This is a genomic window from Streptococcus sp. 339 (genome assembly GCF_013277285.1).
Lineage (GTDB): Bacteria > Bacillota > Bacilli > Lactobacillales > Streptococcaceae > Streptococcus > Streptococcus pseudopneumoniae.
In genome coordinates, this window is record NZ_VMMR01000102.1 from 1 (window position 1) to 15965 (window position 15965).

13 protein-coding genes are annotated in these 15965 nt (G+C 42.1%); 10 read left to right on the forward strand and 3 right to left on the reverse strand.

Going from position 1 to position 15965, the window contains the following annotated elements; all coding sequences use genetic code 11:
• Positions 1-232: 232 nt before the first annotated feature.
• Complete coding sequence (locus HT736_RS10295; protein WP_000593540.1) at positions 233-808, reverse strand: hypothetical protein; 576 nt, start codon at positions 806-808, stop codon at positions 233-235.
• 549 nt (positions 809-1357) lie between these two features.
• Positions 1358-2326 carry an NAD(P)/FAD-dependent oxidoreductase gene (locus tag HT736_RS10300; RefSeq protein WP_000080999.1) on the reverse strand — a complete coding sequence of 323 codons (969 nt, stop codon included), beginning with the start codon at positions 2324-2326 and terminating at the stop codon, positions 1358-1360.
• Between the two features lie 135 nt (positions 2327-2461).
• Here HT736_RS10300 and cdaA point away from each other — a divergent pair, with 135 nt between their 5' ends.
• The 8 genes from cdaA (at position 2462) to HT736_RS10340 (ending at position 10869) form a co-directional block, all read left to right on the forward strand.
• Positions 2462-3319: a diadenylate cyclase CdaA gene (gene cdaA / locus HT736_RS10305; protein WP_050251552.1), complete on the forward strand. Its 858-nt coding sequence runs from the start codon at positions 2462-2464 to the stop codon at positions 3317-3319.
• Complete coding sequence (locus HT736_RS10310; RefSeq protein WP_000742288.1) at positions 3306-4085, forward strand: CdaR family protein; 780 nt, start codon at positions 3306-3308, stop codon at positions 4083-4085. Before cdaA ends, HT736_RS10310 begins: the two co-directional genes overlap by 14 nt.
• A gap of 25 nt (positions 4086-4110) precedes the next feature.
• On the forward strand, positions 4111-5463 hold the full coding sequence (gene glmM, locus HT736_RS10315) for a phosphoglucosamine mutase (RefSeq protein WP_172931017.1): 1353 nt from the start codon (positions 4111-4113) through the stop codon (positions 5461-5463).
• A gap of 73 nt (positions 5464-5536) precedes the next feature.
• Complete coding sequence (locus tag HT736_RS10320; RefSeq protein ID WP_001050094.1) at positions 5537-5911, forward strand: DUF1149 family protein; 375 nt, start codon at positions 5537-5539, stop codon at positions 5909-5911.
• Position 5912: 1 nt separating this feature from the next.
• Positions 5913-6761 (forward strand): DegV family protein, encoded by an 849-nt coding sequence (locus HT736_RS10325; RefSeq protein WP_000762177.1) that lies wholly within the window; start codon positions 5913-5915, stop codon positions 6759-6761.
• A gap of 276 nt (positions 6762-7037) precedes the next feature.
• The gene (gene dapB / locus HT736_RS10330; protein ID WP_000027869.1) at positions 7038-7805 is read left to right on the forward strand and encodes a 4-hydroxy-tetrahydrodipicolinate reductase; all 768 of its coding nucleotides are present in this window, start codon (positions 7038-7040) and stop codon (positions 7803-7805) included.
• On the forward strand, positions 7802-9001 hold the full coding sequence (locus HT736_RS10335) for a CCA tRNA nucleotidyltransferase (RefSeq protein ID WP_078374274.1): 1200 nt from the start codon (positions 7802-7804) through the stop codon (positions 8999-9001). Before dapB ends, HT736_RS10335 begins: the two co-directional genes overlap by 4 nt.
• Positions 8998-10869, forward strand: coding sequence for an ABC-F family ATP-binding cassette domain-containing protein (locus HT736_RS10340; protein ID WP_172926243.1), 1872 nt, complete (start codon positions 8998-9000; stop codon positions 10867-10869). Before HT736_RS10335 ends, HT736_RS10340 begins: the two co-directional genes overlap by 4 nt.
• 37 nt (positions 10870-10906) lie before the next feature.
• On the opposite strand, the gene mntE is transcribed toward HT736_RS10340, so the two are convergent.
• Positions 10907-12091, reverse strand: a complete 1185-nt coding sequence (gene mntE, locus HT736_RS10345) for a CDF family manganese efflux transporter MntE (RefSeq protein ID WP_172931018.1) — start codon at positions 12089-12091, stop codon at positions 10907-10909.
• A gap of 307 nt (positions 12092-12398) precedes the next feature.
• Here mntE and HT736_RS10350 point away from each other — a divergent pair, with 307 nt between their 5' ends.
• Both HT736_RS10350 and yghU read left to right on the forward strand, forming a co-directional pair.
• Positions 12399-15095 (forward strand): cation-translocating P-type ATPase, encoded by a 2697-nt coding sequence (locus HT736_RS10350; protein WP_172931019.1) that lies wholly within the window; start codon positions 12399-12401, stop codon positions 15093-15095.
• A 12-nt stretch (positions 15096-15107) separates the two neighbouring features.
• Complete coding sequence (gene yghU, locus HT736_RS10355) at positions 15108-15905, forward strand: glutathione-dependent disulfide-bond oxidoreductase (RefSeq protein WP_172931020.1); 798 nt, start codon at positions 15108-15110, stop codon at positions 15903-15905.
• The last annotated feature ends 60 nt before the right edge of the window (positions 15906-15965 follow it).

A 15965-nucleotide genomic window follows, 5' to 3' on the forward strand; every position in this document is an offset into this window, starting at 1 on the left:
ATTTGTAAAAGCCGATGAACTATAAAACCAGGCTCTTGTTTTGCGAGGTTCTTTTTTGAAATAAAAAGAGGTTGGGCAAAAAGCAATGTCATTAAGTTAAGAAATTTGGCTCTTTAAAATCAAAAACGCATAATATCCGGTGTTGACTTGAACCGTAATACTATGCGTTTTATTGTGAGAAAATTTATTTCATTTTCTCCTGAAATTGAGTTTTTACCCAGTCTCTAATGAGTTATTTCCAAGTGACCAGTTCGCTCCAAACGCTAACATTCGATATAGTAGAGGTTTCACCAGCTGGAACCCATTTGTTGGTGCCTAAGTATCTAACTTCTAGTTTACGAACGTTTACTGTGTAAGATGCTTTTAGTCTAATATAACCATAAGTGTAGGGTGGTACGTTATGGGAGACTGAGTGATTTAAACTAAGTCCAGCTCCAGACTCCGGAGCAGAAAAGCTAACACCTGCACCTACAGTCAGAGTAGCTCCAGCTTTTCCACCATAGGCAGTTGAACTTACAGGACCTGATGTGGTGCTTTTCTTGTAAGAGTGAGAGTATTTAGTTCTATAGTCTGCAACACCAGTTGCATTAGAACGAGTCTGATACGTAGATTTAGACTCTAAATAGGCGTCTCTAAGTTCAGTCGTATAAAATGACAATAACTCTCCTGTGTTGATATCTTTTACAATACGATTAGATACAATTTCATAATTTGTACCAGGATAGACATCAGCAAAAACCGTAGATGTTGTGACTAAGAATAATAGACTTGATAGTAGAGAGAAAAACAATAGTTTCAGTTTAATCATAACAAATTTCCTTTCTTCATGAGTAAAAGATTATTTTTTCAATCCTTTGAAAGTTATAATGCAACCCGAAATAATACTGAGAGTTCCTACAGGTCTCCAATATAGTTGCCAAAAGAATAAATTTATTCTTTCTTTCAGTGTCGCATAGGGTTCGGCATAATAGGGGTTGATGTGAAATAATAAAAAACCAAAACATAAAACTATGATTCCAGTTAAGAATAAAATGTCCTTATTTACTTTCCTCATAAAACCTCCTTTTATTTTATTTAAAGCGCTTTCTATTATTAGTATACGTCAAAAAAAGAAAAAAACAAGTCTATTTATTTATTTTTTTATATGGTATAATAGAATAGTTGGAGAGTTTTTATATAGCTTTAAAAGGCTGATATGAATACTTTGTATAATCTAATGATTCTTCAAAAAATTTCTTATTCAAACAAGAGCAAAGAGAAGGTGGGCTGCATATCAGAAGTTAGATGTATTTCTGTCTAACTTTTGAGGTGTAGTTCATTTTAAAACCACGAATCCTATGTGACTCGTGGTTCTTTTTTATAAACTAGTAGAGTGTTTTGGTTGTACTTTTTGTTCAGGGTCAATGTAGTTGATAGCGTTGTTGACAGCAGTTGGAGCTTCTCCGAGGCCTGTCGCAATCAGATCAATTTTTCCGTCATAGTAGCAGCAGTCACCGATAGCATAGATACCTGCTTGGCTGGATTCTTGTTTGCTGTTGACGATAATCTTGTGACGGTTGAGGTCGAGCCCCCAGTTTTTAAGGTTACCGACAGAAGATTTGAAACCATAGTTGACAAAGAGGTGGTCTAGGTCAATGGTTTCAGTTTCATCAGATTTGACTTTTGTGATTTCAAGTTTATCAAGTGTTTTTCCATTTCCAAGGAGTTGGCCAGGGGCGAATGGTGTCTTGATGGTTACAGATGATTCTTGCAAGGCTTGAACACTGTGTTCCAAGGCACGGAAATTATCTCTGCGGTGAACAAGGGTAGTTGGTGCGATTTTTTCAAAAGCCAAAGCCCAATCCACAGCCGAGTCTCCCCCACCAAGAATCGTCACTTTCTTACCAGCGTATTGCTGAATGTTAGAAACGTGGTAGTGGATATTTTCATAGCCCTCAACCCCTTCAAGTTCCAGCGGACGTGGTTTGAAGGCACCGCCACCCATAGCGATGATAACTGTTTTAGTCAGGTGACTTCCTTTAGAAGTTGTGATGGCAAATTCTTCTTCTTGTTTGTCAATCTCAAGAACCGTTTCATTGAGATGAATAGGGGTATCAAATCCATTTAGCTGTTCAATCAAGCGGTTAGTCAACTCTTCTCCAGTCAGGTTTGGGAAGCCTGGTACGTCTAGGATTTCCTTTTCAGGGTAGAGAATAGCAGGTTGTCCACCTAGCTGGGGAAGAGAGTCGATGATTTGAACCTTGGCTTGGCGTAGGTGGGCATAAAAGGCTGCAAAAAGCCCGACAGGACCACCACCCACAATGGTAATATCATAGAGTTGAGACATAGTTTCTCCTTTGTTTTTTCTAGTCAGTTTATTTTATCATATTTTTGTTCAATGTAAAATGGACTAGGATAGGGAAAAAAATGCCAGAAAATGGTATAATAGGACGAAAGTGTTTTGATAGGGAGGATATCAGGGATGAATTTTCAACAATTATCCAATCTGCAATATTGGACCAGTTTGTTTGCAAGTCCATGGACGATAGCTATCAATCTGATTGATATTTTGATTGTTGCTTATATTTTATACCATTTTACAAAAGCTATTGCAGGAACCAAGATTATGATTTTGGTACGTGGAGTTTTGGTGTTTATTTTAGCTCAAATCCTTGCAAATATGATTGGTTTGACTACGATTTCTTGGTTAATCAATCAAATTATTACTTATGGAGTTATTGCGGCGGTTGTTATCTTCTCTCCAGAGATTCGGACTGGTTTGGAACGTTTGGGAAGAGCGACAGATTTCTTTTCCAATGCCCCTATTAGTGCTGAGGAACAGATGATTCGTGCCTTTGTTAAGTCTGTTGAATACATGAGTCCTCGTAAAATCGGGGCCTTGGTTGCTATTCAGCGTGTACGTACCTTGCAGGAGTATATTTCGACAGGAATTCCCTTGGATGCTAAGATTTCTGCAGAACTTCTCATTAACATTTTTATTCCCAACACTCCCCTACATGATGGTGCGGTGATTATCAAAGAAGAACGTATCGCTGTGACGTCTGCCTATCTGCCCTTGACAAAAAACACAGGGATTTCCAAGGAATTTGGGACCAGACACCGGGCGGCTATCGGTTTATCAGAAGTCTCAGATGCCTTGACTTTTGTCGTATCAGAGGAAACGGGAGGAATTTCGATAACCTATAATGGAAGGTTTAAGCACAACCTAACACTTGATGAATTTGAAACAGAATTACGTGAAATCTTACTTCCAAAAGAGGAAGCGGGTCTTAGTTTTAAAGAACGATTGCTAGGAGGATGGAAACATGAAAAAAAATAGTTTATATATCATATCCTCACTCTTTTTTGCTTGTGTCTTATTTGTCTATGCTACGGCGACGAATTTTCAAAACAGTACCAGTGCTAGGCAGGTAAAAACGGAAACCTATACGAATACAGTAACAAATGTTCCTATTGACATACGCTATAATAGTGATGAGTATTTTATTAGCGGTTTTGCTTCAGAAGTCTCAGTGGTCTTGACTGGTGCAAATCGCCTATCGCTAGCTAGTGAAATGCAAGAAAGCACACGTAAATTCAAGGTTACTGCTGACCTAACAGATGCCAGTGTTGGAACGATTGAAGTTCCTTTGAGCATTGAAGATTTACCCAATGGGCTGACCGCTGTGGCGACTCCGCAAAAAATTACAGTCAAGATTGGGAAGAAGGCTCAGAAGGATAAGGTAAAGGTTGTACCAGAGATTGACCCTAGTCAAATTGATAGTCGGGTACAGATTGAAAATGTCACGGTGTCAGATGAAGAAGTGTCGATTACGAGTGATCAAGAGACATTGGATAGAATTGATAAGATTATCGCTGTCTTGCCAACTAGCGAACACATAACAGGTAATTACAGTGGTTCAGTACCTTTGCAGGCAATCGACCGCAATGGTGTTGTCTTACCGACAGTTATCACTCCCTTTGATACAACAATGAAGGTAACTACAAAACCAGCAGCACCAAGTTCAAGCACATCAAATTCAACTACAAGCAGTTCATCGGAGACATCTTCGTCAACGAAAGCAACTAGTTCAAAAACGAATTAAAAATAGAAAAAAGGATTTTATAAAAATGGGTAAATATTTTGGGACTGATGGAGTCCGTGGAGAAGCTAATGTAGAACTTACTCCAGAATTAGCTTTTAAGCTAGGACGTTTTGGAGGCTATGTTCTTAGTCAACATGAAACGGAAGCACCGAAAGTCTTTATAGGACGTGACACACGTATTTCAGGGGAAATGCTAGAATCTGCCTTGGTAGCTGGTCTTCTATCTGTAGGAATTCACGTATACAAACTAGGTGTTCTGGCGACACCAGCAGTAGCTTACTTGGTAAAAACTGAGGGAGCAAGCGCCGGTGTCATGATTTCTGCTAGCCACAACCCAGCCCTTGATAATGGAATCAAGTTCTTTGGCGGTGATGGCTTCAAACTAGATGACGAAAAAGAAGCAGAAATTGAAGCCTTGCTAGATGCTGCGGAAGACACTCTTCCTCGTCCAAGTGCAGAAGGCTTGGGAACTTTGGTAGATTATCCAGAAGGCTTGCGTAAGTATGAAGGCTACCTTGTTTCAACTGGAACTTCTCTTGAAGGAATGAAGGTTGCCTTGGATACAGCTAATGGTGCAGCTTCTACAAGTGCCCGTCAAATCTTTGCAGACCTTGGTGCTCAGTTGACTGTTATAGGGGAAACACCAGATGGTCTTAACATCAACCTTAATGTTGGTTCAACCCACCTAGAAACCCTTCAAGAAGTGGTCAAAGAAAGCGGCTCAGCTATTGGTTTGGCCTTTGATGGAGACAGTGACCGTTTGATTGCTGTTGATGAAAATGGCGACATCGTCGATGGTGACAAGATTATGTACATCATTGGGAAATACCTTTCTGAAAAAGGACAATTGGCTCAAAATACAATTGTGACAACTGGTATGTCTAACCTTGGTTTCCACAAGGCCTTGGATCGCGAAGGTATTAACAAGGTAGTCACTGCAGTTGGCGACCGCTACGTTGTTGAAGAAATGCGAAAATCAGGCTACAACCTCGGTGGTGAACAATCTGGGCACGTTATCTTGATGGACTACAATACAACAGGTGATGGTCAATTATCCGCTGTCCAATTGACAAAAATCATGAAGGAAACTGGTAAGAGCTTGTCAGAGTTGGCAGCAGAAGTAACCATCTATCCACAAAAATTAGTCAATATCCGAGTGGAAAATGCCGTGAAGGAAAAGGCTATGGAAGTGCCAGCTATCAAGGCTATCATCGAGAAGATGGAAGAAGAAATGGCAGGGAATGGTCGTATCTTAGTACGCCCAAGTGGAACAGAGCCCCTCTTGCGTGTTATGGCAGAAGCGCCTACCACAGAAGAAGTTGACTACTATGTTGATACCATCGCAGACGTAGTTCGAGCTGAAATTGGGATGGACTAAAACTTAGAAAACTAGATGAAAATAAAAAATTATGGTACAATAGTTTATAATATTGTAGCCGAGGGAGAAAGATATGAATCTTAAACGTGAACAAGAATTTGTTAGTCAGTATCATTTTGATGCGCGTAATTTTGAATGGGAAAATGAAAATGGAGCTCCTGAAACTAAGGTGGATGTGAACTTCCAATTGCTCCAACATAATCAAGAAAATCAAGTGACTTCCTTGATTGTCATCTTGACATTTATGATTGTATTTGATAAGTTTGTCATCAGTGGAACCATTTCACAGGTAAATCATATCGATGGCCGTATTGTCAATGAACCAAGTGAATTGAGCCAAGAAGAAGTGGAAACTTTGGCTCGTCCATGTTTGAATATGCTCAACCGTTTGACTTACGAAGTAACTGAAATTGCATTAGACTTACCAGGAATCAATTTGGAGTTCTAATATGAAACTAGCTGTTATCACAGATTCTTCTGCCTATCTCAGTGCAGAGACCTTGCAAAGAGAAGATTTGTATGTCTTGGATATTCCTGTCAATATTGATGGTGAGGAGTATGTCGAAGGCATCAATCTGACTGCTGAGGAATTTTACCCAAAAATGGCTCAGGCTTCTGAATTGCCTAAGACCAGTCAACCAAGTATTGCCAAGTTAGATGAGATCTTAACTTCGCTCAAAGAACAAGGTTATACACATGCCTTGGGGCTGTTCCTATCTTCTGGAATTTCAGGTTTTTACCAAAATATTCAGTATATGGTGGATGACTATGAAGGTTTAACCATTGCTTTCCCAGACACTTTGATTACAAGCGCTCCCCTAGGCATCATGGTTGAAAGCGTCTTTAACTGGCGAGATCAGGGCGATGATTTTGCTATCATTCAGGATAAGCTAGCTATTCAAATCAGCCGTACGTCAGCTTTTATCATGGTAGATGACCTGGATCATTTGGTAAAAGGTGGGCGCCTTTCAAATGGGGCTGCCATTTTGGGCAATTTGCTTAGCATTAAGCCAATCCTTTATTTTAACGATCAAGGTGTGATTGAAGTTTACGAAAAAGTTCGTACGGAAAAGAAAGCAACCAAGCGCTTGATTGAAATCATCAAGGAAACAACGGCTTCAGGCCAATATCGGGTCATTGTCATTCATGGGAATGCTCCTGAAAAGGCTGAAGAATTGCGTCACCACTTGATTGAATCTGGAGTGGGTACGGATATTTCACTAGCTACATTTGGTAGTGTCATTGGAACCCACCTAGGAGCAGGAAGTATTGCTCTAGGTTATATTCCAGTGATTTAGTTGGCACTTTTAGACTAGTTAAGATGCCTTGTATCTTAGCAATTGAACACGGACTACCTGCCTCTTGAAAAAAGATGCCTGTCTTGCCTTTCGTGGCAAGTCAGCGTCATTCCCTATTTTTCATGGGCAGCTAAGGTCCTTTGTATCTTGATAATTGAACACGCCTGGGACCCTGTGTGAAAAAGATAGTTCTTCCAAGGAGTAGACACTTCTTGATCAGAATTCCTATTTTCACTTTGTGTTCTTACAGGCCTTGTATCTTAGACAGGAGTAGAGATGAGTATTCGAGTAATTATTGCTGGTTTTAAGGGAAAGATGGGTCAAGCTGCTTGTCAGATGGTCTTGGCTGATCCAGACTTGGACTTGGTAGCAGTTTTGGATCCTTTTGAGTCTGAGTCAGAATGGCAGGGAATTCCTGTTTTCAAGGATAAGGCTGATTTAGCAGGCTTTGAAGCGGATGTTTGGGTAGATTTTACAACTCCAGCTGTTGCCTATGAAAATACACGCTTTGCTCTTGAAAATGGCTTTGCTCCAGTAGTTGGAACGACTGGTTTCACGAGTGAAGAAATTACAGAGCTAAAAGTATTTTCTCGTGCCCAAGATTTGGGTGGCTTGATCGCTCCAAATTTTGCCTTGGGTGCTGTCTTGCTTATGCAATTTGCAAGGCAGGCTGCTAAATATTTCCCCAATGTGGAGATTATCGAGCTCCATCATGACAAGAAAAAGGATGCTCCGAGTGGAACAGCTATTAAAACGGCTGAGTTAATGGCAGAAGTTCGAGAGTCTATTCAGCAAGGTGCGCCTGATGAGGAAGAATTGATTGCAGGTGCCCGTGGTGCTGACTTTGATGGCATGCGGATTCACTCAGTTCGTTTACCAGGCTTGGTAGCCCATCAGGAAGTCATCTTTGGCAATCAGGGAGAAGGATTGACGCTCCGTCATGACTCCTATGATCGCAGCTCCTTCATGACAGGGGTGAATTTGGGAATTAAAGAAGTTGTCAAGCGTCATGAGCTTGTCTATGGATTAGAACACTTATTATGAGATTAACGCAAATGCCTTCTGAATTTCAGAAGGCTTTACCAGTATTAGAAAAAATTAAAGAAGCAGGTTTTGAGGCCTATTTTGTTGGAGGTTCTGTTCGAGATGCCCTTCTCAATCGCCCTATCCATGATGTGGATATTGCGACGTCTTCTTATCCAGAAGAGACCAAGCAGATTTTTCCGCGAACAGCCGATATCGGAATCGAGCATGGAACCGTCTTGGTCTTAGATGGGGATGAGGAGTATGAGGTAACCACCTTTCGGACAGAGGATGTCTATGTGGACTATCGCAGACCCAGTGCGGTTTCTTTTGTTCGCTCGCTAGAAGAAGACCTTAAGCGCCGTGATTTTACAGTCAATGCCTTTGCCTTGGACGAGACAGGGGAAATCATTGACTTGTTTCATGGTTTAGAAGATTTGGAAAAGCAAGTCTTACGAGCGGTTGGAGTGGCTAGTGAGCGTTTCAACGAAGATGCTCTACGAATTATGCGTGGTTTCCGTTTTCAGGCTAGTCTTGGCTTTGAACTTGAGCCAGAAACCTTTAAAGCTATGAAGACATTGACGCCACTTTTGGAGAAAATTTCTGTGGAGCGTATCTTCGTTGAGTTTGATAAACTCTTGCTGGCTCCATTTTGGAGAAGGGGCTTGGCTTCCATGATTGAGAGTCAAGCTTATGACTATCTCCCTGATCTGGCATCTAGCCAAGACAAACTTAACAGACTGTTTGATTTAGAGACTGATTTCACCTTTGAATCTTCAGAGCAAGCTTGGGCGGCTCTACTGTGGGCTTTGGAGATTGAAAATGCGCAGCCATTTTTGAAAGCTTGGAAGACCTCACGTCAGTTTGCCAAGCAAGTTCAGGATTTGCTGACTATTTTGGCCTTGCGTGAAAAGGGAGAATTGAGCAAGCGCGATTGTTATCGCTTTGACTTGGAGTTGCTTTTACAGGCTGAAAATCTTCGTCAGACCCAGGGAAAACCAGTCAACCCACAAGTCATAACAGAAACCTATCAGAGTTTGACCATTCATGACAAGAAAGAAATTCAGATTAATGGTGGCATTTTGATCAAGGAATATGGTTATCAGCCGGGACCAGACTTGGGAGAGATTTTAACAGAGATTGAGTATGCCATTGTCGATGGAGAATTGGAAAATGACCGTCAAGCCATCCATGCTTATCTGAGGGAGAAAAAATGAGTGATTTTATCGTTGAAAAACTAAGTAAATCCGTCGGTGACAAGACCGTTTTTAAGGATATTTCCTTTATCATCCATGACCTAGACAGAATCGGTCTGATTGGTGTCAATGGGACTGGTAAGACCACCCTTTTAGATGTTCTTTCTGGTGTTTCTGGATTTGATGGGGATGTTAGTCCTTTTTCAGCTAAGAATGATTACCAAATTGGTTACTTGACCCAAGATCCTGATTTTGATGATAGAAAGACAGTTTTGGATACGGTTCTCTCCAGCGACCTCAAGGAAATCCAGCTTATTCGTGAGTATGAGTTGATCATGCTCAACTATAGTGAGGACAAGCAGGCGCGTTTGGAACGTATCATGGCAGAAATGGACTCTCTCCAAGCTTGGGAAATCGAGAGTCAGGTCAAGACGGTTCTTAGCAAGCTGGGGATTCAGGATTTATCTACTCCAGTTGGGGAATTGTCAGGTGGTCTAAGAAGACGGGTTCAGTTGGCGCAAGTTCTTCTTGGCAACCACGACCTCTTGCTGCTGGATGAGCCGACCAACCATCTGGACATTGCGACTATTGAGTGGCTGACCCTCTTTTTGAAAAATTCTAAGAAGACGGTTCTTTTTATTACCCACGACCGTTATTTCCTAGACGCTTTGTCAACACGTATTTTCGAGTTGGATCGAGCAGGCTTGACCGAGTATCAGGGCAATTATCAGGACTATGTTCGCCTCAAGGCGGAACAGGATGAGCGCGATGCGGCTCTTCTCCACAAAAAGGAACAACTTTATAAGCAAGAATTGGCCTGGATGCGTAGACAACCGCAGGCGCGTGCGACCAAGCAGCAGGCTCGTATCAATCGTTTCCACGATTTGAAGAAAGAAGTTTCAGGTGGCGTTGCTGAAACAGACTTGACCATGAACTTTGAAACCAGTCGGATTGGGAAGAAAGTCATCGAGTTTCAGGATGTTTCCTTTGCCTATGAAAACAAGCCTATTTTGCAAGATTTTAATCTCTTGGTGCAGGCTAAAGATCGTATTGGAATTGTTGGGAACAACGGTGTTGGGAAATCAACCCTCCTCAACTTGATTGCAGGAAGTCTTGAGCCGACAGCAGGTCAAGTTGTGATAGGGGAAACTGTTCGCATCGCCTATTTCTCTCAGCAAATTGAGGGCTTGGATGAGAGCAAGCGAGTGATCAATTACCTGCAGGAAGTAGCAGAAGAAGTCAAGACCAGCGGTGGTTCTACGACTTCGATTGCAGAGTTGCTGGAGCAGTTCCTCTTCCCACGTTCAACGCATGGAACCTTGATTGAGAAATTGTCAGGTGGAGAGAAAAAGCGTCTTTATCTCCTCAAATTGCTCTTGGAAAAACCAAATGTTCTCCTCTTGGACGAGCCAACCAATGACCTGGACATTGCTACTCTTACAGTTTTGGAGAATTTCTTGCAAGGCTTTGCAGGGCCTGTCTTGACAGTTAGCCATGACCGCTATTTCTTGGATAAGGTAGCGACCAAGATTCTGGCTTTTGAAGATGGTAAGATTCGTCCTTTCTTTGGTCATTACACTGATTACCTTGATGAAAAAGCCTTTGAAACAGAGATGGCCAATCAAGTGCAAAAGGCCGAAAAGGAGAAAGTGGTCAAGGTTCGTGAAGACAAGAAACGCATGACCTACCAAGAAAAGCAGGAGTGGGCAAGCATTGAAGGCGATATTGAAGCCTTGGAAAATCGTATCGTTGCTATTGAAGAGGAAATGCAGGCCAATGGTTCTGACTTTGGTAAGCTGGCTACTCTCCAAAAAGAATTGGACGAGAAAAACGAAGCACTCCTTGAAAAATACGAACGCTATGAATATCTAAGTGACTTTGATAGCTAGAAGAATAGAAAAATCCTGTCTCATGGACAGGATTTTTCTATTCTTTTTTTGTTTCTTGATGAAAGATATTTTGCCAAGTTTCATGGCGACGCCAGATACTGGTGTGGATGATACCATCTAACTCATAGCTGATGAGTTTGGTCTTTTGACTGATGGAAGTGATTTGGATGTCCTTGATAGCTGAATTCAAGTCTTTTTCTGCTTTATAGGCCTCTTTATCCATCTGCTTTCCGTCTTGGCGAATATAGACAAAATCATCAGCCAATAGTTCTTCCAGTTGATTTCCTTGGTCAATCAATTGTTCACGCATAAGCAATTTCTTATAGACATTGTCTAAAATTTCATCCTCAGGGATAGGCGCTGGCTCAATATGGACATCGGTATCAAAAACCCCAAAACGTTCCTCCAGCATAGACTCGACCTGATCCGCGATTTCATGACTCTCAAAAACAGACAGGTCAGGGTTCATCTCTAGCGTAATATCCAGGTAGATGTTGCTACCGTAGGTACGACCTCTTTGGGACTTAACCTTGCTGATTTTGGGAATTTCCATGATGGCCTTTTGATAATCCTCAAGCAGACGGTCGTCAAAGCCATCCGAAAGGCTAAAGGAAGACTCGATGAAGATATCATAGGCAGTCTTCAAGATAAAGAAAGTGATGATGATAGCAACCAGTTTATCCACAATGGGATAATTGAAACTACTAGCTAGGATGGCAATGGTGGTTCCAAGTGAGGTGACAGCATCAGAAAGATTGTCCTTTGCTGCGGCCTTCAGTGCCTTGGAGTTGGATTTCTTACTGAGGCGAGTATTGTAGAGATAGACCACAAACATGATCGCTGCAGACATAATTCCTAGAGTTGCACCCAGAGGATCAATGACCGTTTCTTCCCGACTGAGAATCTTTTGAATGGTATCCCTTAGAACATCAAAGCCAACATAGAACATGATGATGGAAGTGATTAAGCTAGCCAAATCCTCAATCTTCCAGTGGCCAAAACGGTGGTCTCGGTCAGCAGGCTGGCGTGCCATCCTGATTCCAATCAAGAGGGCCACATTTCCAATGATGTCCGACACGTTGTTGAAACCATCGGCCACCAAACTGGATGAATGAAGAAGATGGCCAGTAGCCAATTTCGCTGCAGACAAGAGCAGGTAGGTTGAAATACTGATAATGGCACCACGTTCAGCTAACTTGAGATTTGAGATAGATTGCTTCATTCAACTTCCTTTCTAGTCATATAGCATTCTACCATTATACTGGTTTTCAAGGGAAAATTCAAATAAGGTAGTTTTTACTCTTTTAAAACTCCCCAAAATTTGGTATAATAGTACTACTCAAGGGAGTAGCTGGCAGAAACCTGTGATAGTGTCGTCATTCCGAATTTTATACTGAAAAGTATGTTTTCCGGCCCTATCTTAAACAGCGAGACTTGTTATGATTAACAGGTCTCTTTTTGTTTGTCGTGAAAAGATGCGATGAGGGAAAAGAGAGTCTGTTTTGCACACAATGTCAAGGAGGAGACACATGTCAAAAGAACAAGAACGCCAAGCGTTTTACACTCAGAGTCCTGAAGAGGTCTTGAAGGCTGTGGATGCGACCGAGCAAGGTTTGTCATCAAGTGAGGCGGAAAAGCGCCTTGCCGAATTTGGCCACAATGAACTCGAAGAAGGCGAGAAACGATCAATCCTGGTCAAATTCATCGAGCAATTTAAGGATTTGATGATTATCATCCTAGTTGCAGCAGCAATCTTGTCAGTCGTGACTTCTGGTGGGGAAGATATCGCAGATGCCATTATCATTTTAGCCGTGGTTATCATTAACGCTGCCTTTGGTGTTTACCAAGAAGGAAAAGCAGAAGAAGCTATCGAAGCCCTCAAATCTATGTCTAGTCCAGCTGCCCGCGTTCTGCGTGATGGGCACATGGCTGAGATTGACTCTAAAGAATTGGTACCTGGAGATATCGTTGCCCTTGAAGCTGGTGACGTAGTACCAGCAGACCTACGTTTGCTAGAAGCTAACTCTCTTAAGATCGAAGAGGCTGCTCTGACAGGTGAGTCTGTACCGGTTGAAAAAGACTTGACAGTCGAGCTTGCGACAGATGCTGGTATTGGTGACCGTGTCAATATGGCCTTCCAAAACTCAAACGTAACCTACGGTCGTGGGATGGGAGTTGTTGTCAATACAGGTATGTACACGGAAGTTGGTCATATCGCGGGCATGCTTCAAGACGCTGATGAGACGGATACACCCCTCAAACAAAACTTGAACAACCTTTCTAAGGTCTTGACCTATGCAATCTTGGTCATTGCCCTTGTTACTTTTGTAGTGGGTGTCTTTATTCAAGGGAAGGATCCACTTGGTGAGTTGTTGACTTCTGTTGCCCTTGCCGTTGCAGCCATTCCAGAAGGACTTCCTGCTATCGTGACCATCGTTCTTTCCCTTGGTACTCAAGTTTTAGCCAAACGACATTCCATCGTTCGTAAGTTGCCAGCAGTTGAAACACTTGGTTCAACTGAAATCATCGCTTCTGATAAGACTGGTACGCTGACCATGAACAAGATGACGGTTGAAAAAATCTTCTACGATGCAGTCCTACATGACTCAGCTGATGACATTGAACTGGGTCTTGAAATGCCCCTCCTTCGTTCAGTTGTCTTGGCCAATGATACGAAAATCGATGTGGAAGGCAACCTGATTGGTGATCCAACCGAAACAGCCTTTATCCAGTATGCCTTGGACAAGGGCTACGATGTCAAAGAATTTTTAGACAAATATCCTCGTATGGCGGAGTTGCCATTTGACTCTGACCGTAAGCTCATGTCAACAGTTCATCCACTTGCAGATGGACGCTTCCTCGTAGCTGTTAAAGGTGCGCCAGACCAACTCTTGAAACGTTGTGTTCTTCGTGATAAGGCTGGGGATATTGCTCCGATTGATGAGAAGGTTACAAACCTCATTCATACAAACAACTCTGAAATGGCTCACCAAGCCTTGCGTGTCCTTGCAGGTGCTTATAAGATTATTGAGAGTATTCCAGAAAACCTCACTTCTGAAGATCTTGAAAATGATTTAATCTTTACTGGTTTGATTGGGATGATTGACCCTGAACGTCCTGAGGCAGCTGAGGCTGTTCGTGTAGCCAAGGAAGCTGGCATCCGTCCAATCATGATTACGGGTGACCACCAAGACACTGCAGAAGCTATTGCCAAACGTTTGGGAATCATTGATGCAAACGATACAGAAGACCACGTTTTAACTGGTGCTGAGCTCAACGAATTATCTGATGAAGACTTTGAAAAAGTTGTTGATCAATACTCTGTTTATGCCCGTGTGTCTCCAGAACACAAGGTTCGTATCGTGAAAGCTTGGCAAAAACAAGGTAAAGTCGTTGCCATGACAGGTGACGGTGTCAATGATGCGCCAGCTCTGAAAACAGCCGATATCGGTATCGGTATGGGAATCACTGGCACAGAGGTTTCTAAGGGGGCTTCTGACATGATTCTTGCAGATGATAACTTTGCGACTATCATCGTTGCAGTTGAAGAAGGACGTAAGGTCTTCTCAAACATTCAAAAGACTATTCAGTACCTACTTTCTGCCAATACTGCTGAAGTATTAACCATCTTCCTATCAACCTTGTTTGGTTGGGATGTTTTGCAGCCAGTTCATCTTTTGTGGATCAACTTGGTAACAGATACCTTCCCAGCAATTGCTCTAGGTGTTGAACCTGCTGAGCCTGGTGTCATGAACCATAAACCACGTGGACGCAAGGCAAGCTTCTTCTCAGGTGGTGTTTTGAGTTCTATCATCTATCAAGGTGTACTCCAAGCAGCTCTTGTTATGAGTGTTTATGGTCTTGCCCTTCTTTACCCAGTTCACGTGGGTGACAATCATGCCATTCATGCGGATGCCCTTACTATGGCCTTTGCAACCCTTGGTTTGATTCAGCTCTTCCATGCCTACAATGTCAAGTCTGTTTACCAATCCATCTTGACAGTCGGCCCATTCAAGTCTAAGACCTTTAACTGGTCTATCTTGGTATCCTTCATCCTTCTTATGGCAACAATTGTCGTAGAACCGCTTGAAGGAATCTTCCACGTAACCAAACTAGACTTGTCACAATGGGGAATCGTTATGGGCGGAAGCTTCTCAATGATTATCATCGTCGAAATCGTTAAGTTTGTTCAACGTAAACTCGGTTTTGATAAGAATGCGATTTAAGGGAGGTTTCGGATGTCAGCATATCAATTACCGACCGTATGGCAGGATGAAGCTAGTAATCAAGGAGCCTTTACGGGCTTAAATAAACCAACAGCAGGTGCCCGTTTCGAACAAAACTTGCCAAAAGGAGAACAAGCTTTTCAGCTTTATTCACTGGGAACACCAAATGGTGTGAAGGTCACTATCTTATTGGAAGAATTACTAGAGGCTGGTTTTAAGGAAACGGCTTACGACTTGTATAAGATTGCTATCATGGATGGGGATCAATTTGGTTCAGACTTCGTAAAGCTCAATCCAAATTCCAAGATTCCAGCCTTGTTGGACCAGTCAGGAACTGAAGAAGTAAGAGTCTTTGAATCTGCTCATATTCTCCTTTATCTTGCTGAGAAATTTGGAGCCTTTCTACCAAGTAATCCTGTGGAAAAGGTAGAAGTTTTGAATTGGCTATTCTGGCAAGCTGGTGCTGCACCTTTTCTAGGTGGGGGATTTGGACATTTCTTTAATTATGCCCCTGAAAAATTGGAATATCCTATTAACCGTTTTACGATGGAAGTGAAACGCCAGTTGGATTTATTGGATAAGGAATTGACTCAGAAACCTTATATTGCAGGCAATGACTATACGATTGCAGATATTGCCATCTGGTCTTGGTATGGACAGTTAGTTCAAGGAAAACTTTACCAATGTTCTGCAAAATTCTTGGATGCCTCAAGTTACCAGAATTTAGTAAAATGGGCAGAAAAAATTGCCAATCGTCCAGCTGTTAAGCGTGGGATGGAAGTAATTTATAAAGAAATTAATACTCTTTGAAAATCTCTTCAAACCACGTCAGCGTCGCCTTGCCGTATATATGTTACTGACTTCGTCAGT

What these genes read in the sequence shown, in the direction of transcription:
- glmM (WP_172931017.1), top strand. Translation starts at nt 4,111, where the DNA reads ATGGGTAAATATTTTGGGACTGATGGAGTCCGTGGAGAAGCTAATGTA.
- dapB (WP_000027869.1), top strand. Translation starts at nt 7,038, where the DNA reads ATGAGTATTCGAGTAATTATTGCTGGTTTTAAGGGAAAGATGGGTCAA.
- cdaA (WP_050251552.1), top strand. Translation starts at nt 2,462, where the DNA reads ATGAATTTTCAACAATTATCCAATCTGCAATATTGGACCAGTTTGTTT.
- HT736_RS10320 (WP_001050094.1), top strand. Translation starts at nt 5,537, where the DNA reads ATGAATCTTAAACGTGAACAAGAATTTGTTAGTCAGTATCATTTTGAT.
- HT736_RS10300 (WP_000080999.1), bottom strand. Translation starts at nt 2,326, where the DNA reads ATGTCTCAACTCTATGATATTACCATTGTGGGTGGTGGTCCTGTCGGG.
- yghU (WP_172931020.1), top strand. Translation starts at nt 15,108, where the DNA reads ATGTCAGCATATCAATTACCGACCGTATGGCAGGATGAAGCTAGTAAT.
- HT736_RS10350 (WP_172931019.1), top strand. Translation starts at nt 12,399, where the DNA reads ATGTCAAAAGAACAAGAACGCCAAGCGTTTTACACTCAGAGTCCTGAA.
- HT736_RS10295 (WP_000593540.1), bottom strand. Translation starts at nt 808, where the DNA reads ATGATTAAACTGAAACTATTGTTTTTCTCTCTACTATCAAGTCTATTA.
- mntE (WP_172931018.1), bottom strand. Translation starts at nt 12,091, where the DNA reads ATGAAGCAATCTATCTCAAATCTCAAGTTAGCTGAACGTGGTGCCATT.
- HT736_RS10335 (WP_078374274.1), top strand. Translation starts at nt 7,802, where the DNA reads ATGAGATTAACGCAAATGCCTTCTGAATTTCAGAAGGCTTTACCAGTA.
- HT736_RS10340 (WP_172926243.1), top strand. Translation starts at nt 8,998, where the DNA reads ATGAGTGATTTTATCGTTGAAAAACTAAGTAAATCCGTCGGTGACAAG.
- HT736_RS10325 (WP_000762177.1), top strand. Translation starts at nt 5,913, where the DNA reads ATGAAACTAGCTGTTATCACAGATTCTTCTGCCTATCTCAGTGCAGAG.
- HT736_RS10310 (WP_000742288.1), top strand. Translation starts at nt 3,306, where the DNA reads ATGAAAAAAAATAGTTTATATATCATATCCTCACTCTTTTTTGCTTGT.